The organism is Pseudoxanthobacter soli DSM 19599, assembly GCF_900148505.1.
GTDB lineage: Bacteria > Pseudomonadota > Alphaproteobacteria > Rhizobiales > Segnochrobactraceae > Pseudoxanthobacter > Pseudoxanthobacter soli.
This window is the reverse complement of sequence record NZ_FRXO01000012.1, coordinates 104564-123251: the sequence shown is the minus strand read 5'-3', so window position 1 is coordinate 123251 and position 18688 is coordinate 104564. Positions and strand designations below refer to the sequence as shown.

General features: G+C 69.8%; 13 protein-coding genes and 1 rRNA gene. 9 read left to right on the top strand and 5 right to left on the bottom strand.

The window, feature by feature from the left end:
* Both BUF17_RS19925 and BUF17_RS19920 read right to left on the bottom strand, forming a co-directional pair.
* Positions 1-276: ribosomal RNA gene (locus tag BUF17_RS19925) — 16S ribosomal RNA — on the bottom strand; the annotation flags it as partial.
* Positions 277-834: 558 nt separating this feature from the next.
* Complete coding sequence (locus BUF17_RS19920) at positions 835-1422, bottom strand: winged helix-turn-helix transcriptional regulator (RefSeq protein WP_073631998.1); 588 nt, start codon at positions 1420-1422, stop codon at positions 835-837.
* A 186-nt stretch (positions 1423-1608) separates the two neighbouring features.
* Here BUF17_RS19920 and fabF point away from each other — a divergent pair, with 186 nt between their 5' ends.
* The 6 genes from fabF to BUF17_RS19890 all read left to right on the top strand — a co-directional run bounded on the left by fabF (position 1609) and on the right by BUF17_RS19890 (position 10384).
* Positions 1609-2880 (top strand): beta-ketoacyl-ACP synthase II, encoded by a 1272-nt coding sequence (gene fabF, locus BUF17_RS19915; protein ID WP_073631996.1) that lies wholly within the window; start codon positions 1609-1611, stop codon positions 2878-2880.
* Positions 2881-3171: 291 nt separating this feature from the next.
* Positions 3172-4548, top strand: coding sequence for a paraquat-inducible protein A (locus BUF17_RS19910; protein WP_139282617.1), 1377 nt, complete (start codon positions 3172-3174; stop codon positions 4546-4548).
* Complete coding sequence (locus BUF17_RS19905; protein WP_073631992.1) at positions 4545-6242, top strand: PqiB family protein; 1698 nt, start codon at positions 4545-4547, stop codon at positions 6240-6242. Before BUF17_RS19910 ends, BUF17_RS19905 begins: the two co-directional genes overlap by 4 nt.
* Positions 6242-6793: a PqiC family protein gene (locus tag BUF17_RS19900; protein WP_175563758.1), complete on the top strand. Its 552-nt coding sequence runs from the start codon at positions 6242-6244 to the stop codon at positions 6791-6793. The genes BUF17_RS19905 and BUF17_RS19900 overlap by 1 nt, the downstream gene beginning before the upstream one ends.
* 248 nt (positions 6794-7041) lie before the next feature.
* Entirely contained in the window at positions 7042-7971 is a 930-nt protein-coding gene (gene deoC, locus BUF17_RS19895; RefSeq protein ID WP_073632045.1) for a deoxyribose-phosphate aldolase, read from the top strand.
* 10 nt (positions 7972-7981) lie between these two features.
* Positions 7982-10384 carry an aldehyde dehydrogenase family protein gene (locus BUF17_RS19890; RefSeq protein ID WP_073631990.1) on the top strand — a complete coding sequence of 801 codons (2403 nt, stop codon included), beginning with the start codon at positions 7982-7984 and terminating at the stop codon, positions 10382-10384.
* Between the two features lie 35 nt (positions 10385-10419).
* Here the strand turns inward: BUF17_RS19890 and uxuA are convergent, their stop codons facing one another.
* On the bottom strand, positions 10420-11601 hold the full coding sequence (uxuA, locus tag BUF17_RS19885; protein ID WP_073632044.1) for a mannonate dehydratase: 1182 nt from the start codon (positions 11599-11601) through the stop codon (positions 10420-10422).
* Between the two features lie 490 nt (positions 11602-12091).
* Here uxuA and BUF17_RS19880 point away from each other — a divergent pair, with 490 nt between their 5' ends.
* On the top strand, positions 12092-12799 hold the full coding sequence (locus BUF17_RS19880) for a GntR family transcriptional regulator (protein WP_073631988.1): 708 nt from the start codon (positions 12092-12094) through the stop codon (positions 12797-12799).
* 179 nt (positions 12800-12978) lie between these two features.
* Positions 12979-14568, top strand: a complete 1590-nt coding sequence (locus BUF17_RS19875; RefSeq protein ID WP_073632042.1) for an aldehyde dehydrogenase (NADP(+)) — start codon at positions 12979-12981, stop codon at positions 14566-14568.
* A 45-nt stretch (positions 14569-14613) separates the two neighbouring features.
* On the opposite strand, the gene BUF17_RS19870 is transcribed toward BUF17_RS19875, so the two are convergent.
* Positions 14614-16125 carry an FAD/NAD(P)-binding protein gene (locus BUF17_RS19870; protein ID WP_244530965.1) on the bottom strand — a complete coding sequence of 504 codons (1512 nt, stop codon included), beginning with the start codon at positions 16123-16125 and terminating at the stop codon, positions 14614-14616.
* 489 nt (positions 16126-16614) lie between these two features.
* Here BUF17_RS19870 and BUF17_RS19865 point away from each other — a divergent pair, with 489 nt between their 5' ends.
* Entirely contained in the window at positions 16615-17064 is a 450-nt protein-coding gene (locus BUF17_RS19865; protein ID WP_244530966.1) for a flavin reductase family protein, read from the top strand.
* Positions 17065-17094: 30 nt separating this feature from the next.
* Here the strand turns inward: BUF17_RS19865 and BUF17_RS19860 are convergent, their stop codons facing one another.
* Positions 17095-18060, bottom strand: a complete 966-nt coding sequence (locus BUF17_RS19860; protein WP_073631981.1) for a DMT family transporter — start codon at positions 18058-18060, stop codon at positions 17095-17097.
* Positions 18061-18688: the final 628 nt, after the last annotated feature.

The following is an 18688-nucleotide window of genomic DNA, read 5'->3' as shown; positions in this document are numbered from 1 at the left end:
GATCATCCTCTCAGACCAGCTAAGGATCGTCGCCTTGGTAGGCCTTTACCCCACCAACTAGCTAATCCTACGCGGGCCCATCCCTTGGCGATAAATCTTTCCGCCTCAGCGCTCATACGGTATTAGCTAACGTTTCCATCAGTTATTCCGTACCAAGGGGTAGGTTCCCACGTGTTACTCACCCGTCTGCCACTCCCTCCGAAGAGAGCGTTCGACTTGCATGTGTTAGGCCTGCCGCCAGCGTTCGTTCTGAGCCAGGATCAAACTCTCAGGTTTAATAAGAGAATATCCCAGCACGATCACGTCATCGACGAGGTCTCATCTCAGATCCAACCCCGTCTCGCTTCACAGCGATCCAGAACCAGAACTTCTGAGTGAGCTCGGAAAACGTATCGCGCCGTCTTGTCTCTTAACCGGCTGGTGCCTTTCGGCACCCGCCGCGCAAAACCGCGCCGCCTACGTTTCCCTTCCTTCCATCCAAATTGTCAAAAAACCGAGGAACCGATCCTCAAACCCGCCAAACCCGACACAAGCTCGCCACCGGATCAACCAACCCGGCATCAACGCCCGCATCTGATCGGGAGCACCAGGGCATCCGCGCCGCCGTCGCCAGCAGCGCCGCCCCGTCTGTGAGGGGGCTTATAGGTCCTCCCGGCGCTCGTCGTCAATCCGTCATCGCAAAAATCTCGCCGCACCGACCTCGGACCGTCTTCGGCCGCGGCGGCCAGACCGGGCGATTCACCGCGGAAACGCTGGCGTTTCGCGGGCTTCCGGCGCGTCTCTCCTTGTGGATAACTTGTTTGGGATCAGAGGCCTGTGACAGCTTCCTAACATTCAGCCGGCATTGGACCTGCGCCGGCGCGGCGGCTTCGCTTGCCCTTCCGGCGGTTTCGCCTGCCTTTCCGGCGCCCCGGCACCGCTATCCTCGCCGCTTTCGGCCGTCCCGCGGGGCATGAGCGCCCGCCGGAGGTCTTCCGTGGCGGCGGGACCGGGCACCACGGCGAAGCGCGGAGCGTCGATCGCCAGACCGCTTTCCGCATCGACTACCACCGGCACCGCCTCCCGGCCGGTTTCGGTGTCGACGATGGTGATGCTGGCGCCCTCCGGCGCGAAGTGGCGGTTGCCCCACGCCAGCAGCGTCCAGAGCACCGGCCGGAAGTCGCGCCCGCGCGCGGTCAGCACATAATCGTGGCGCGGCGGGCGCTCGTTATAGAGGCGGCGTTCGAGCAGACCGGATTCGACGAGGCCGTTCAGCCGGCGCGTCAGCATGTTCGGCGCGATGCCCAGGGTCTTCTGGAAGTCGTCGAACCGCGTCGTCCCCAGCACCGCCTGGCGGAGGATCAGGATGTTCCACCATTCGCCGACATGCTCGAGGCTGCGGGCGACGGGACAGGGCAGGTCGATCAGGGTCTTGCGTTTCATGCCGCGAGGCTACGAAGGCGCCTTGCATGTTGCAAGTCTCGCGGCGCGAGGCGGACCCCGGCGGATGAGGTGTGGCGCGCGGCTTGCCGAAGTGACTTTCATCTTGATAGTAACAAGCCGCAACGGCGGCGCCGGGCGGGCATATCGCCGGCCGGCCGCCGCAGCATTCAGGGAGGGCTCCGCCCCATGGCCGCATCACAGCGCATCGTCGTCACCGGGCTCGGCATCGTCTCGCCGCTCGGCAGCGGTACGGAGACCGCGTGGAGCCGTCTGACGGCAGGGCAGTCGGGTATTCGCCGCCTGCCGGAGGAGATCGTGCCGGACGTTCCGGCGAAGGTGGCAGGGACCGTTCTCACCGCTGAGGAAGACCCGGAAGGCGGGTTCGATCCCACGCGCGCGGTCGCGCCGAAGGATCTGCGCAAGATGGACCGCTTCATCCAGATGGCGCTCGTCGCTGCCGACGAAGCGCTCGCGCAGGCCGGATGGCACCCGGATACGGAGGCCGCGAAAGCACGGACCGCCACGGTGATCGCATCCGGCATCGGCGGCTTCCCCGCCATCATGGAGGCGGCGGAGACGACCTTCACCCGCGGCGCACGGCGCCTGTCGCCGTTCACGGTGCCGTCGTTCCTGGTCAATCTCGCCGCCGGGCAGGTCTCGATCCGCCACGGCTTCACCGGGCCGCTCGGCGCGCCGGTCACAGCCTGCGCGGCGAGCGTGCAGGCGATCGGCGACGCGGCGCGGATGATCCTCGCCGGCGAGGCCGATATCGCCATCGCGGGCGGCGCGGAAGCCTGCATCCACCGCGTCAGCCTCGGCGCGTTCGCCGCCGCGCGCGCGCTTTCGACCGGCTTCAACGACACCCCGGAGCGGGCCTCGCGCCCGTTCGACAGCGAGCGCGACGGCTTCGTCATGGGCGAGGGCGCCGGGATGCTGGTGATCGAGACGCTGGAACATGCCCGCGCGCGCGGCGCCGAGCCGCTGGCGGAACTCGCCGGCTACGGCACCGCCGCGGATGCCTACCACGCCACCGCGGCCCCGGCCGACGGCGCCGGCGCACAGCGCGCCATGCGGGCGGCACTCGCCCGGGCGGGCATCGCGCCCTCGTCGATCGGCTATCTCAATGCCCACGCCACGTCGACGCCGGTCGGCGATTCCGGCGAACTCGCTGCGATCCGCGCGGTGTTCGGCAACCATCCGGTCGCGATCTCCTCGACCAAGTCGGCGACCGGCCACCTGCTCGGCGCGGCGGGCGGGCTGGAGGCGGCGTTCACGGTGCTCGCCCTGCGGGACGGCCTGCTGCCGCCGACCCTCAATCTCGACAATCCGGATACGGCCTGCGACGGGCTCGACGTGATCGGGGGTGCCACCCGCGAGGCGAAGGTGGACTATGCGCTCTCGAACGGGTTCGGGTTCGGCGGCGTCAACGCCTCCGTCGTCTTCCGGCGCTGGTCCTGAGGGATCGCCGTCGCGGGCGTCGCACCACAGCCAGAAGGCGGGAAACAGGTGAAGGCGGAAAGAAGGCGGCATTATTTGCCGCTTCCGCCGCCGGACCGGCTTCGATAAAATCCCGTCGCTCGTCCGGCATGAGGCCGGCGGGCGGCCGGGTTGAAGGTTTGTCCCTCGCAGCCTCGCCCAACAGTTCGGAACGCGACGTGAGGCTCGCACCAGCGTGATCTTGTCCGAGCAGCTGCGTGTTCTCCGGCGCGCCGGCGGTTTTGCCGCCTTTGGCGCGGCGGTCGCCGGGCCGTGCCTGCCGTGAGCGCAGGGGCGGACGGCAAGGAGACGCGGAAGGCAGCAGCGGGCTTTGCCGCCGCACCCGCCATCTCCTACCGCGAATGCAAGGGCTGCGGCCGGATGAATGCCGTCGAGGCCCTGCCGGAGGGCAGCGCCGCGCGCTGCGACCGCTGCAACACGGTGCTGCGCAACGCCCGGCGCAATCCGGTCAACCGAACGCTCGCCTTCGCGCTTTCCGCGCTCGCACTCTTTAGCGTGGCGACGTTCACACCGCTTCTGACCATGTCGATCTCCGGCCAGCAGATCACGGCCGATCTCACCACCGGCTCGCTCCAGCTCGACAAGCAGGGCTTCTGGGTGCTCGGCGTCCTGGTCGGGCTGACGACGATCCTCGCCCCGGCGGCGCGTCTCGCCACCTCCTGCTACGTGCTGATGGCGCTGCGCATGACGCGGCCGCCGATGCACCTGGCGCCGGTGTTCCGCTGGGCCGCGCGACTGAAGCCCTGGTCGATGATCGAGGTCTACCTGCTCGCGATCTTCGTGGCCTACGCCAAGCTGGTCGACATGGCGCAGGTGGAGGTCGGGATCGCCGTCATCGCCTTCGCCGGCGTGATGATCGCGATGATCGCCGCCGATCTCGCGCTCGATCCGGACGTGGTGTGGGAGGCGATCGACCGGCGCGAGCGCGCGGCCGCGTTGCTGCCTCAGGACCGGCCCGGCAAGGGGGCGATCGGCTGCGAATGCTGCGGGTTCGTCAGCACGCCCGCGCCGGGGTCCCATGCCGCAGCCTGCCCGCGCTGCGGAAGCCCTCTTCACCGCCGCAAGTCGGACAGCATCGCCCGCGCCTGGGCGCTGGCGATCGCGGCGATCGTGCTTTACATCCCGGCCAATCTCTATCCGGTGATGACCGTGGTCTCGCTCGGCCGCGGCGCGCCCGACACCATCATGAGCGGCGTCATCGAACTCGCCCACGCCGGCATGTGGCCGCTCGCGCTTCTCGTGTTCTTCGCCAGCATCACGGTGCCGGTGCTGAAGCTCTTGGCGCTGATCTATCTGCTCGTCACCACACAGCTGGGGAGCGCGAAGCACCTGCGGCGCCGCACCGTGATCTATCGCCTGGTGGAGGGCATCGGCCGCTGGTCGATGATCGACATCTTCATGCTCTCCATCCTCGTCGGCCTCGTTCGCCTCGGCAATCTCGCGACCATCGAGCCCGGCATCGGGGCGATCTCGTTCGCGGGCGTCGTCATTCTCACCATGTTCGCGGCCGAGTGCTTCGATCCCCGCCTGATGTGGGACGCTGCCGAGGCCGCCCACCCGACCCGTTCCCCCACCAAGGCGCCGGAGCAGCCCTCGCCCGGCAGCGCCCACACGTCGAGCACCGCATGAGTGACCACCACGCCCACGACGATATCGGCACGGCGAAGGTCCGCCATGCGCGTCGCATTTCGCTCGTGTGGGCGATCCCCGTGGTGACGGCGCTGATCGCCGGCTTCCTCGGCTACCGCACCCTGTCGCAGCAGGGGCCGACCATCGAGATCCTGTTCGCCGACGGCGACGGCATCGAGGTCGGCAAGACGCCTGTGAAATACAAGAACGTGCAGCTCGGCGTCGTCAAATCGCTCGCGCTCGCCGACGACCTGAAGAGCGTGCGCGTGACGGCCCAGATGCAGCGCGAGGCCGACCCGGTGCTGACGGAAAACGCCCGCTTCTGGGTGGTGAAGCCGCGCGCCAGCATCACCCAGATTTCGGGGCTCGATACGCTGCTGTCCGGCTCCTATATCGCGGTCGATCCGGGCATGGCGGGCGGCGCCTCGCGCACCCACTTCCGCGGGCTTGCGCAGCCGCCGATCGTGCAGTCCGACGTGCCCGGCCGCACGTTCGTGCTGAACGCCGACCGGCTTGGGTCTCTCACCCCCGGGGCGCCGCTGTTCTTCCGCGATCTCAGCGTCGGCTATGTGCTCGGCTACGACACCGACAACATCGCCGACCGCGTCGCGATCCACGTCTTCGTCCGCGCGCCCTACGACAAATATGTCCACACCGATTCCAATTTCTGGAACGCGTCGGGCATCGGCATCAAGTTCGGTGCGGACGGCGTCGACATCGAACTCGAGTCGCTCGAGGCGGTGCTGGCGGGCGGCATCGCGTTCGACACGCCGGATCCGACCAACAAGACGGCGCTCGCCAAGGAAGGCGAGGAATTCAAGCTCTACGGCGACAAGGCCGCGGCGATGTCCTCGCACTTCAACCGTCGCCTGCCGTTCGTGGCCTATTTCGAGGGCTCGTCGGTGCGCGGCCTCGGCGCAGGCTCGCCGGTCGAACTCTACGGCATCACCATCGGCACCGTTAAGTCGGTATCGCTCGAGTTCGACGACGCGACCCAGCGCTTCCGCGTGCCGGTGAGGTTCGAGATCGAGCCCGGCCGGATCGGGCTTTCGGAGGAAAAGCTCAGCGACAACCAGTTGCTCCAGGCGATCCGCGAGATGGTCGATCAGGGCCTGCGCGTGCAGTTGCGCGCGTCCAACATCCTGACCGGCCAGCAGGTGATGGCGCTCGACTTCTTCCCCCATGCCCGCCACGCGCTGCTCGCCACCGCCGGCAAGGACAATGTGATGCCGAGCATGCCGCCGCAGATCGATAATCTGAGCCGCGCGGTGTCCGACATCCTCGACAAGGTCTCGAAGCTGCCGCTCGACCAGATCTCCGAGAACTTGAACAATGCCCTGAAGGGCGCGAGCGACATCGCCAACTCGCCCGACCTGAAGAAGTCGATCGCGTCGCTCTCCGAGACGCTCACCAGCGTCAAGGTGGTGGTCGACCAGATGAACCGCGACCTGACGCCGACGCTCCAGAAGCTGCCGCAGATGGCGGACGGCATCCAGAAGGTCATCGGCCAGACCAGCCAGCTTGCGGGCTCCCTGAACACCGGCTATGGCGGCAATTCCAAGTTCAAGCGCGACGTCGACCGGGCGCTGCTGCAGTTCACCGATACGGCCCGCTCGTTCCGCGTGCTGGCGGATCTCCTGAGCGTGCACCCGGAGGCGCTGATTCTCGGACGGACAGGCCAGGAGACCAAATGATGCCGCGTTTCGCCGCCCTGCTGCTCGTCCTCGTCGCGCTGGCCGGCTGCGCCTCGCAGACGCCGACGCTCTATACGCTGGCGCCCGTCGCCGGCCCCGTCCGCTCCGGCGGCCCGGCGCGGATCGAGATCCGCGAGATCGGCCTCGCCCGCTATCTCGACCGGCCGGAGATCGTGCGCTCCACCAGCGACAGCCTCGTCGCGCTCGACGGCAACGAGCGCTGGGGCGATCCGCTCGTCAGCATGTTCGGCCGGGTGCTCGCGGAAAATCTCGGCCAGCGGCTGCCGAACGCGCTCGTGTTCGGGGAGAACGGCGCCATCAGCGTGACGCCGGACGCGGTCGTCGAGATCGACTTGCAGCGGATGGACGTCGATGCCCGCGGCGCCGTCGAGCTCGTCGCCCAGGTCGCTGTCCAGCGCGGCGGCCGCACCGCGACGCGCTCGGTCCGCGTCTCGGCGATGCCGGCTTCGAGCGGCATGCACGACATCGTGAAGGCGATGAGCAAGGCATCCGGCGAACTCGCCGATGCCGTCGCCGCCATGCTGGCCTGAGCCACCCCGCCGCGGACGGCCCCTTGTTCGCGGCGCCCGCCGGGTGTCATGATGGCCGCAACGGGCCGGCCCGCGGCCGGCGACAACGAGAACCCACGATCAGGGCGCCCGATATGCTGACCAAATCCCACGCCTCCAAGCAGGCCCCGAAGCCGCGCGAAGGCGCCGGAAAAGACGGTGCCGGACCGGCGGCACCGGTGGCCGGTTCGCACGAGGCCGCGCACGATGGCCACCACCGCAACCCCGTCATGCCGCTCAGGACCGACTGGTTCGACGACGTTCACGTCAATCTCAGCGCCACCGAACGGCGCACGGCGACGCTGACCACCCGCCGCTCGGTCAAGAAGGCCTATCAGGCCGCCTGGCTCGTGAAGGCGCTGACCTGCATCGATCTCACCACGCTTGCCGGCGACGACACCGAGGGCCGCGTGCGGCGCCTCGCGCTGAAGGCGCGCCGGCCGCTGCGGGACGACATCGTCGCCGCCCTCGGGCTGGAGGACGATCCGCCGAAAGTCGGCGCCGTCTGCGTCTATCCGACCATGGTGGCGGCGGCCGTGAAGGCGCTCGACGGCTCGGGCATTCCCGTGGCCTCGGTCGCCACCGGCTTTCCCTCCGGCCTGACGCCGCTGCCGCAGCGGCTCGACGAGATCCGCTACGCCGTCGACATGGGCGCGGCGGAAATCGACATCGTCATCACCCGTGCCCATGTTCTGACCGGCCAGTGGCAGGCGCTGCACGACGAGGTCGCCGCGATGCGGGAAGCCTGCGGCGCCGCCCACCTCAAGGCGATCCTCGGCACCGGCGACCTGCGCACGCTCGGCAACGTCTACAAGGCGAGCATGGTGGCGATGATGGCGGGCGCCGACTTCATCAAGACCTCCACCGGCAAGGAGGAGGTCAACGCCACCCTGCCGGTCAGCCTCACCATGGTGCGGGCGCTGCGCGACTACGGCGAGCGCACCGGCGAACGCATTGGCTTCAAGCCGGCCGGCGGGCTGAAGACCGCCAAGGACGCGCTCGCGTGGCTGACGCTGATGAAGGAGGAGCTTGGCGACCGCTGGCTCCAGCCGGATCTGTTCCGCATCGGCGCGAGTTCGCTGCTCGGCGATATCGAGCGCCAGCTCGAGCATTATGTCACCGGCCGCTATGCCAGCGCGGCCCACCACGCGCTCGCCTGAGGAAAACGCCATGGCCCTTCCGAAGGACGCCGCGCTCGTCAAGGACATCCTGCGCACCATGGATTACGGCCCCTCGCCCGAGGCGAACGATTCCGTCCGCGCCTGGCTCGCCGCCCACGCCGGGGGCTTCGGCCACTTCATCGGCGGCGAGACCGTGCTTTCGGCCGGCACGAAGCTGTTCGCCGTGGAGAACCCCGCGACGGGCGGCAAGCTCGCCGATGTGGCCGAGGGCTCGCAGGCCGATGTCGACGCCGCGGTCGCGGCCGCGCGCGCCGCGCTCGACGGCTGGTCGGCGCTGCCCGGCCACGCCCGCGCGCGCTATCTCTACGCCATCGCGCGCCAGATCCAGAAGCGCGAGCGCTTCCTCGCCGTTCTTGAGACGATGGACAACGGCAAGCCGATCCGCGAGAGCCGCGACATCGACGTGCCGCTCGTCGCCCGTCACTTCTATCATCACGCCGGCTGGGCCGAGCTTGTGGAGACCGAGCTTCCCGGCACCCGGCCGGTCGGCGTGTGCGGCCAGATCGTGCCGTGGAACTTCCCGCTGCTGATGCTGGCCTGGAAGGTGGCGCCGGCGCTCGCCGCCGGCTGCACCGTGGTGCTGAAGCCCGCGGAGCTGACGCCGCTTTCCGCCCTCGCCTTCGCCGAGATCTGCCGCGACGTCGGCCTGCCGCCGGGCGTCGTCAACATCGTCTGCGGCGACGGTGGCACCGGCGCCCTCCTCGCCGGCCATCCCGGAATCGACAAGATCGCCTTCACCGGTTCGACGGACGTCGGCCGCGCGATCCGCGAGGCCACCGCCGGCAGCGGCAAGGCGCTGTCGCTCGAACTCGGCGGCAAGTCGCCCTTCATCGTGTTCGAGGACAGCGATCTCGACGGCGCGGTGGAAGGCGTGGTCGATTCGGTCTGGTTCAACCAGGGCGAGGTGTGCTGCGCCGGCGCGCGCATTCTCGTGCAGGAAGGTGTCGCAGATCGTCTCGCCGCTCGCCTCAAGGCGCGCATGGCGCGGCTGCGCGTCGGCGATCCGCTCGACAAGTCGACCGATATCGGCGCCGTGGTCGCCCCGGTGCAGCGCGAGCGCATCGCCGGCCTCGTCGCCACGGCACGCACCGAGGGCGGCACGGTGTGGCAGGCGGCGGCCGACACGCTTCCCGCTCAAGGCTGCTTCTATCCGCCGACGCTGATCACCGATGTGGAACCCGCCATGACGGTCGCCGAGGTCGAGATCTTCGGCCCGGTCGCCACGCTGACGAGCTTCCGCACGCCTGACGAGGCCGTCCAGCTCGCCAACCACACCCGCTACGGCCTCGCCGCCTCGATCTGGACTCAGAACATCGACCTCGCACTCGACGTCGCGGCGAAGGTGAAGGCGGGCGTCGTCTGGATCAACGCCGCCAACCTGCTCGATGCCGCCGCGCCGTTCGGCGGCTACAAGGAAAGCGGATTCGGCCGCGAAGGCGGGATCGAGGGCCTTTCCGAATATCGGGCGCAAGAGTACCGGGCGCAGGTGACAAGCGAGGCCCCCGCCGCGCCGTCCCCAACGGCGGCGAAGGCGGCGCCGGTGCCGGCCCTGCCGCCGATCGACCGCACGGCGAAGCTGTTCGTCGGCGGCCGGCAGGTGCGTCCCGATGGCGGCGCGATCTATCCGGTGCTCGATCCGGCCGGCCGCACGCTCGGGGAAGCCGGCCTCGGCAACCGCAAGGACATCCGCAACGCCGTCGAGGCCGCGGCGAAGGCGGGCGCCTGGTCGGGCGCGAGCGCGCACAACCGCGCGCAGGTGCTCTATTACATCGCCGAGAATCTCTCGGCCCGTGCGGATGAGTTCGCCCGCCGCATCGCCGCCATGACCGGGGGATCGCCGGAGGCGGCCGCCGACGAGGTGGAAGCCTCGATCCGCCGCATCTTCCGTTTCGCCGCGTTCGCCGACAAGCTCGACGGCCGCGTCCATGCCGCCCGCGCGCGCCACGCCACGCTGGCAGTGCGCGAACCGTTCGGCACCATGGGCGTCGTCTGCCCGGAGGCGTTCCCGCTGCTCGGCTTCGTGTCGATGGTGATCCCGGCGATCGCTGCCGGCAACCGCGTCGTCGCCGTGCCGTCGGAAACCGCCCCGCTCGCGGCGACCGACTTCTATCAGGTGCTGGAAACGAGCGACGTGCCGGCGGGCGTCGTCAACATCGTCACCGGCGACCGCGACCCGCTCGCGCTCACCCTCGCCGAGCATGATGATGTCGATGCGCTGTGGTATTGCGGCCCGGCCGTCGCCGAGATGGAAAAGGCGTCCGCCGGGAACCTGAAGGCGACGTGGTGCCATGCGCCCCGGGCGGAAGCGCCGCTCGCCGCCTTCGCCCGCGACCGCGCGGTTCTGGAACGCGCGACCCAGGTGAAGACGATCTGGATTCCCTACGGCATCTGAGCCACGGGACCTTCCAACGCCGTCGCGGCTGCCTCTCAGGCGGCCGCGAGCGCGGCCATCACGCCGCGGATCTCGGCCAGCCCCTTCAACCGGCCGATCACCGGATAGCCGGGGTGCGTCGGCCGGCCATGATCGTAGATCAGTTCGTGGCCGTGGTCGGGGCGGAACGGGATCCGCCAGCGCGCATCCCCGGCCTCGCGGCGCCGGGCCTGTTCGTCGAGAAGCACCCGGACGACGCCGACCATGTCGACGTCGCCGCCGAGATGCTCCGATTCCATGAACGAGCCGTCGGCCCATTTCACCACGTTGCGCAGGTGCGCGAAGTGGATGCGGGGCGCAAAGCGCGCGGCGATCTCCGGCAGATCGTTGCCGAAGCCCGACCCGAGCGAACCCGTGCACAGCGTCAGCCCGTTCGCAGGCGAGTCCACCGCCTCCAGAATGCGCGCGATGTTGCCGGCATTGGAGACGACGCGCGGCAGGCCGAGCAGCGGCCGGGGCGGATCGTCCGGATGGATCGCGAGGCGCACGCCCGCCTCCTCGGCGGCCGGCACCACGGCGCGCAGGAACGCCGAGAGGTTGTCGAGAAGGCGCGCGGCATCGACGTTCCGGAAGCGGTCGAGCATGCCGCGCAGGCCGGGAATGTCGTAGCGGTCGAACGCACCCGGCAGGCCGGCCATGATGGTGGCGAGCAGCCCATCCTTGTCGGCTTCGCTCGCGCCGGCGAACCATTTCCGCCCGGCTTCGATCGCCTCCGCCGTGTGGTCGGCCTCGGCACCGGGCCGGCCGAGCATCAGGCAGTCGAATGCGGCGAACTTGCCGGCATCGAACTTCAGCGCCGTGCCGCCGCCGGGCAGCGGAAAGCGCAGGTCCGTGCGCGCCCAGTCGAGCACCGGCATGAAATTGTAGCAGACGATATCGACCCCCGAGGCCCCGAGATTGCGCAGGGACTGGCGGTAGGCCTCGAAATAGGGCTCCAGATCGCCGTCGCCGAGCTTGATCGCCTCGTGCACCGGCAGGCTCTCGACCACCGCCCAGCGCAGGCCGAGGGAGGCATCGGCCTCGATGATGGCGCGCCGCTCCAGGATCGCGTCGCGGGACCAAACCTGTCCGGCCGGGATATCGTGGAGCGCGGTGACGATGCCGCGCGCGCCGGTCTGGCGGACGTCGGAAAGGCGGATGCCATCGGCCGGCCCCCACCAGCGCCACGTCTCCTCCATCGGCGCCCGCACCGGGACACCGGAAGCCGGTTCGCCCGACGACGGCCCGGCGAACCCGCGCTGCCTCGCGCGGTCTTCCCCCTGCGGAACGTCCTGCCCCTGCGGCATGTCCTGCCCCTGCGGAATGTCCTGCTCCGACGACTGGATCGCCACGTCTCCCCCCTTTCGACCTTTCCGCCGCGCCGCTTCGGCCACCTTGCCCGCCCGGACCCTGGACGAGCGAACCCCTGGACGAGCGGACCCTGGACGAGCGGAACCCGGCGCCGGATCCCCCGGCACAGACCCGTTCGGCCGCGCCACGCGCGCTCGCACCATCCAAAGACACTACCATGGTAGTATGTCAATCGAGATTGGAGGCCGTAGATGCCTCGGAGTCATCGACCGCACCTCACAGTCCGATCCGCGCCGGATCGGCCGCAACGTCCGATTTCAAAATCGACAAGTGCCCGCGCGCCAACTACCATGGCAGTCGGTTGCCGAGAGGATCGCGATGGCAGGCCTGTCCAGTCCGACCGTGGCGCTTTCGCCGCACGAGATCACGCCGGGGCGCCCGATGGCGCTGCAGGTTCACGATGCGATCCGCCGTGCGATCCTGACCCTCGCGCTGAAGCCCGGCGAAGCGCTGAGCGAGAAGGAACTGGCGCTCCGCCTCGGCGTCAGCCGCACGCCGGTGCGCGAGGCGCTCATCAAGCTGTCCGACGAAGGTCTGGTCGACGTGTTTCCCCAGCGCGGCACCCTTGTCGCGCCGATCCGCATCGCGGAGGTGATGGAGGCGCAGTTCGTGCGCGAGGCGCTGGAAACGGCGGTCGTGCGCCGCGCCGCCGAGCAGGCCGACGGCCACCTCGCGCCGACGCTCGCCGGGAACATCGAGGCCCAGGCGTCAGCCGCCCATGCCGGCGAGCGCGATGCGTTCCTGCGCCTCGACGAGGCGTTCCACCGCAGCCTTTCGGAGGCCGTCGCGCTGCCGCGGGCCTGGAAAACCATCCAGAACGTCAAGGGCCAGCTCGACAGGGTGCGTTATCTCAGCCTGCCGGAGGCCGGCCAGCTCGCGACCCTCACGGGCGAACATGCCGACATCGCCGAAGCGATCCGCCTGCGCGATCCCGACCTTGCCGCCGAGCGCATGAAGCACCATCTGCAGGCTGTGTTCGGCACCGTCCGCAAGCTGATGCGCGAGCAGCCCGCCCTCTTCAACTGACGGCTCCCCGGCGCCCTCCCGCGCGGTCGCCGCCAGGGCGTCCCGGAAGGCAGGCGGCGTTCGGCTTTCGGCCTGTGCCTGAAATGCCCGGCCGCCGTCTTCCGGCGGCCGTCCGCCCCCTGACTTCCTCCGTCGGCCCGCTGCATCGGGCGCCGGTTCAACACGTTCAGGTCCATGACATGTCCCTCGACCAGATCACAGGCGATCTCCTGATCGGCGGCGAAGCCGTTACCGACGCCCCGCGCGCGATGCGGGCGATCAACCCCGATAGCGGCGCGGTGCTCGAACCGGCCTTCGCCACGGCAACGCCGCAGGACGTGCGTCGCGCCTGCGCGCTGGCGGCGGAGGCATTCCCGTCCTATCGCGGCGCCGGCCTCGAGGCACGCGCGCGGTTCCTGGAAACCATCGCCGACAACATCGTCGCCCTCGGCGACGCGCTCATCGAGCGCGCCTCGGCGGAAACCGGCCTTCCCGCCGGGCGGCTGCAGGGCGAGCGCGCGCGCACCGTCGGCCAGCTCCGGCTCTTCGCCGCCGTCGTCCGCGCCGGCGAATGGCTCGACCTGCGGGTCGATCCGGCCATGCCGGACCGCCAGCCGCTGCCGCGGCCGGATCTGCGCCTGCGGCAGATCCCCGTCGGCCCCGTCGCGGTGTTCGGCGCGAGCAACTTCCCGCTCGCGTTCTCCGTCGCCGGCGGCGACACCGCCTCGGCGCTCGCCGCCGGCTGCCCGGTGGTGGTGAAGGGCCATCCCGCTCACCCCGGCACCGGCGAGCTCGTCGGCCGGGCCATCGATGCCGCCCGCGAGGCGTGCGGACTGCATCCCGGCGTGTTCTCGCTCCTGCTCGGCGGCATCGAGACCGGCACGGCGCTCGTCACGGATCCCGCCATCAAGGCGGTCGGCTTCACCGGCTCGCGTGGCGGCGGCCTCGCCCTTGTCGCGGCGGCGGCCAGCCGTCCGGAGCCGATCCCGGTCTATGCCGAGATGAGCAGCGTCAATCCGGTGTTCCTGCTGCCCGGCGCGCTCGCCGCGCGGGCGGAGGCGCTGGCCCACGGCTTCGTCGATTCGCTCACGCTCGGCGCCGGACAGTTCTGCACCAATCCCGGCATCGTGCTGGCGATCGACGGACCGGATCTCGAGCGCTTCATGGATGCGGCGGCGGCACGGCTTGCGGGGGTGAAGCCCGCGCCGATGCTGACCCCCGGCATTCATTCGGCCTTCGAAGCGGGCGTGAAGGCGTTCGCGGAGAACGCGGCCGTCGAGACCGTTTCCCGGGGCGCGCCGGGCGAAGGCGCCAACCGGGGACCGGGCGCCCTGTTCGCGACCGATGCCGAGAGCTTCGCGGCCGATCCCCGGCTCGCCCACGAGGTGTTCGGCGCGTCGTCCCTGATCGTGCGCTGCGTCGGTGCCGAAGGCTTCATCGCGGCCGCCGAAAAGCTGGAAGGCCAGCTGACGGCGACGCTGCACCTCGATCCGGCGGACTATCCGCTGGCGCGCGAGCTGGTGCCGGTGCTGGAAGGCAAGGTCGGGCGCATTCTCGCGAACGGCTGGCCGACCGGTGTCGAGGTCAGCCACGCCATGGTCCACGGCGGGCCTTTCCCGGCCACGTCCGACAGCCGGACCACCTCGGTCGGCACCCTCGCGATCCGCCGCTTCCTGCGGCCGGTGAGCTATCAGGACCTGCCGGAGGCGCTGCTGCCGCCCGAGCTTCAGGCGGACGGACTCGCCTCCCTGCCGCATCTCCTCGACGGCACCCGGGTGCTGCCGGGCTAAGCCCCCGGACACCGGACCCGAGTGCCCGCTCCCGGCGCGGGTCCGTCAATGGCGGGCCTGCTCCGGGGCGTCCTCCGTGCCGGCGTTGCTGTCGAGCCGGGCCGCAAGGCTTTGGGCGACGGCATGGGTGTGGCGGGCGACTTCCGGCACGCCCATCAGCTCGCCGAAGGTGCCGCGCGCGAGCGGCCCCACCACGAGGAGATCGTCGAGCGGCCGGCCGTCCACCGCCACGACCCGGCTCTCGCCGTCGACGTGGATGCCGAGCCCGACGGGGTCGGGACCGGCGAGCCCGGCCTGCGCCAGCGAGGCGAGCGCGGGATTCGTCCTGAAGATTCCGCCATGCCCCGGGCCGGTGGTGATCACCACCGCGTCGTAGCAGGCGCGGACCACGCCATCCGTGCCGCGCGGCCGGACGGCGATCTCGAAGCCGTCCGGGGTTCGCTCCGCCGCGCGCAGCGAAGCGGCGATGATGGAGAGCGTTCCTTCCCGTCGCCGCCGCGCGAGAATCGCCTCCGTCTGGGGCGCGATGCGGAAGCGGTGGACGTCCCAGTAGGGCCGCAGGTGCCGCACCAGCCGCCGCCGCTCCCCGACCGGCAGGGCGGACCAGATCGCCGTTCCCTGGTTACGCACCGCATCGAGCACATCCTGCCAGGGCCGGCCGGCTGCGTTGCCGTCGCGCACGGCGGCGCGGATGGCGCGCAGCAGCGCGACGGCGGACGTGGCCGGCGCCGAGGAGAAATCCCCCAGCTTCCCGCCTGTTCCCGCGCAATGGCCGCGGGACGTGAGCCCACGACGGGAGAGCGCCGTGATCGGCCCCCGGTGCCCACTGGCGTCGAGGGTGGCGACGACGTCGGCCATCGTGAGCCCGGTGCCGACGATCAGCACCCGGGCGTCCGATGCGATCCCGTCGAGCGCGCCCGCGGCCCAGGAATCGGTGACGAAGCCTTCGGTCCCGCCGAGGCCCGCGAACACGGAAGGCGCCTCCGGCGGGGGATGCGACAACGCCAGCACCACGCAATCCGCAAGACGGACCGAACCGTCGTCGAGGGTTACGGCGTATCCGGCAGCGTCCGCACGAACAGACATTGCGCGGGCGCGCACATGCCGAAGGCCGCCGGTTGTCTTGGCGACCCGGGCGAATTCGTCGGCGACATAGCGGCCGAACAGGATGCGCGGCGGAAAGCACCGGCCGTCGCACGTCGTCGCCTCGTCGAGCGTACCGGCGGCGCCGGAACTTTCCAGCCAGCGCTGGAAGTGGGTCTCGTCGCCCGGATAGAGCGACATGCGCGACGACGGCACGTTGATGCGGTGGACGAGATCGGCTGTGGAATAGGCAAGACCGCCGCCGACCATCGCCCGCGGTTCGATCACTTCGATCTCCGCGCGCGGCGTCGCCCGGGCGAGGTGAACCGCGAACGCCGCGCCCGAGAAGCCGCCGCCGATCACCACGATCCTCGGCCGGCCGCCGTCGCCGGCCGATGCCATCCGGTTCTCGAACGTCGCGGACATGATCTCGCGCTCCCGCACCATCTCGCGCTCCCGCGTCACGGGCTTCATCGCGCGCCCTCCGAACGCCGCGCGGGCCGACAGGAGAATATCGTGCCGGAATGAGGCCGCGACGGGACGACATATTCCGGCAAGCCAGCCCTGCCGCGCGATTCCATGCCCTGATCGGGACCGAACCATCTCGTATGATCAAGCAGCATCGACGGAACTTCCCCACTATGAAGGTCGATGTCCCGGTCGGGGACGGGCTCGTTCTCCGCATCCCCCCGTCGCTTCGCGGCGGATGGGTGCGGCGGCGTTGTGGTGCATCCGATTAATATACAAAATATATAGACGAAAGAAACAATGGAATTCGTATCTCTGCCACGCCAGACGATGGTCGGCACCGCCGGCCCCTTGGCGCAGCACCGAAATCCTCCCGGACGGTGCGTCCGTTCATGTCAAACCGTCGTGGAAAAGCCCATGTCATTTGCCTCCCACACGTCCTTCGCCTCCAAGGTCCGGGTCGAAGCCGACGCCAACCCCACGCTCAAGCAGGCGATGCGTCACCTCGTCGGCGGCGTCTCGGTGGTCACCGCCGGCACCGGCGACGACCGCACCGGCGCGACCGTCACCTCCGCCCACTCGCTGTCGGTCGATCCGGAAACGATGGTGGTGAGCATCAACAAGTCGTCGTCGACGTGGCCGGTGATCGCGCGGAACCGGCATTTCTGCGTCAACGTCCTTGCCGCCGACCAGCAGGCGGTGGCGGAACGATTCGCGGGTTATGGCGGGCTGAAGGGGGCGGAGCGCTATCGCGATGCCGAATGGTCGGTGCTCGTCACCGGCGCGCTGGCGCTGTCCGGCGCGCTCGCCGCGATCGATTGCGAACTGGACCATGTCGTGGAGCGCCATAGCCATGCGCTCGTGATCGGCACCGTGCGCGCGCTCGTGCTCGGCCACGGCCAGCCGCTGGTCTATCACAACGGCCGTTTCGGCGCTTATGCCTGAAGCCGGCGCCCGCTTCGCGACGCGACCGGCCTACCTGCCCCGGCGCGGCATCGCGACCACGACGGCGACGCTCGCCAGCACCACGACGAGGCCGACGATCGACAGCGGCGTGATGGTCTCGCCGAGCACGAGCACGCCGAGCACCATGCCGACCACCGGATTTATGTAGGCGAACGTCGAGGCGACCACCGGGCTGAAGACCCGCACCACCTTGATATAGGACAGGAGCGAGAGGACGGACGCGAACACGACGAGCAGCACGAACGCCACCACCTGAATCTCGCTCGGTGGCTGCGGCAATATCGGCGCGTTCTCATGGATCGCGAACAGCGACACCACCGCCGCCGCCGTGCCGACCTGCATCGTCGCCGCCCAGCCGGGATCGAGCCGGCCCGCGAGCGGACGCTGCAGGATGGTGCCGAGCGACCAGGTCACGCCGGCGGTGATGAGCAGCAGGATCGTCAGCCCCTCGTAGCCCTGTTCGACGATCGCGCCATGGCTGAACAGCGCCGGCCCCACGACGAGGCCGAGGCCCACGAAGCCGACGGCGAGCGCCAGCGCCGTCCGCCTGTCCGGCACAGAGCGCTCGATGATGCAGTCGAGCATCGTGCTCCACAGCGGAATGGTGCCGAGCGCCATCACGATGAAGCTCGACGAGGCGTGCTTGGCGGCCTGGGTCGCGAAGCCGTTGCCCGTCGCCCACATCAGCACGCCGGAGGCGGCGCAGAGACCGACATCGCGCAGCGACACCCGGCCCGGCAGGCCGGTTCGCGCGAGACTGATGATCCCGAGCAGCAGGGTCGCGCACCATGTCCGCGCCGTCAGAAGCTGCAGCGGGGTGATGACCGCCGCGCCGGAAACGACCAGCTTCACCAGAAGGTAGGCGCCGCCCCACACCAGATAGATCACCAGGAGATGGAGATAGGCCGTCCATGGAACGGCCTCCCCGCCCCGCGCGAGCGATGCGGCCTGGATCTTCGGCTGGGGCTTGGACACGGGAACACCAACTTGTCTTCGGAGAAACCCCGCCGCCCGGCAGGACCGGCCGGCACCGCTTTCCGGAGCGGCCGGCGGAGACGTCTGGTGTCGTCCACGGCGGGCGTGTCCGTCAAGGCATCCGAAGCGGATTGCCGCCGTCGACCGCCGCGTGGCGCAAGCCCCGCGCGCAGGCCGTCGCCCGAGAACACACTCAAAGAGTGTAGCGCCGATCCGTGGGCCCCGTCCTGCCTCGACCTGGCCCTCTCCTCCCCTCAGCTCGGTGGCATTCGGACAAGTTGGCACCCGGCGGCGCTGGCACCGGCGATTACCGTCGGTGCTTCCTGTTTCGTCGACAACCAGCGAAGCCGCTTCCAACGGCCGGAAGACGTAATAATACGGTCTGCGCCGCTACGACAACTGCCGCCTATACAGGCCGAAATGCCACCGGTTCGGAACGGCCGTCGGCACTGAATCGGGCCGCGCCGCGTGCGCGGATCGCCACCCGGCCCCATCCGCGCGAAGAAATCCCTGCCCGCGGGGGCCATGAAGGGCGCGGCGGCTTCGATATCTCCAACGGTTCATGATGCGCGAGAGGGAGATACAGGCGATTGCGGCATCGCGCGCACGAGGCGTGTCCGTTCGGTCC

Excerpts from the sequence above, each read along its gene's own strand:
- BUF17_RS19920 (WP_073631998.1), bottom strand. The coding sequence starts at position 1,422 with ATGAAACGCAAGACCCTGATCGACCTGCCCTGTCCCGTCGCCCGCAGC.
- uxuA (WP_073632044.1), bottom strand. The coding sequence starts at position 11,601 with ATGGAGGAGACGTGGCGCTGGTGGGGGCCGGCCGATGGCATCCGCCTT.
- BUF17_RS19870 (WP_244530965.1), bottom strand. The coding sequence starts at position 16,125 with ATGAAGCCCGTGACGCGGGAGCGCGAGATGGTGCGGGAGCGCGAGATC.
- BUF17_RS19875 (WP_073632042.1), top strand. The coding sequence starts at position 12,979 with ATGTCCCTCGACCAGATCACAGGCGATCTCCTGATCGGCGGCGAAGCC.
- BUF17_RS19880 (WP_073631988.1), top strand. The coding sequence starts at position 12,092 with ATGGCAGGCCTGTCCAGTCCGACCGTGGCGCTTTCGCCGCACGAGATC.
- BUF17_RS19865 (WP_244530966.1), top strand. The coding sequence starts at position 16,615 with ATGCGTCACCTCGTCGGCGGCGTCTCGGTGGTCACCGCCGGCACCGGC.
- deoC (WP_073632045.1), top strand. The coding sequence starts at position 7,042 with ATGCCGCTCAGGACCGACTGGTTCGACGACGTTCACGTCAATCTCAGC.
- BUF17_RS19905 (WP_073631992.1), top strand. The coding sequence starts at position 4,545 with ATGAGTGACCACCACGCCCACGACGATATCGGCACGGCGAAGGTCCGC.
- fabF (WP_073631996.1), top strand. The coding sequence starts at position 1,609 with ATGGCCGCATCACAGCGCATCGTCGTCACCGGGCTCGGCATCGTCTCG.
- BUF17_RS19900 (WP_175563758.1), top strand. The coding sequence starts at position 6,242 with ATGCCGCGTTTCGCCGCCCTGCTGCTCGTCCTCGTCGCGCTGGCCGGC.
- BUF17_RS19890 (WP_073631990.1), top strand. The coding sequence starts at position 7,982 with ATGGCCCTTCCGAAGGACGCCGCGCTCGTCAAGGACATCCTGCGCACC.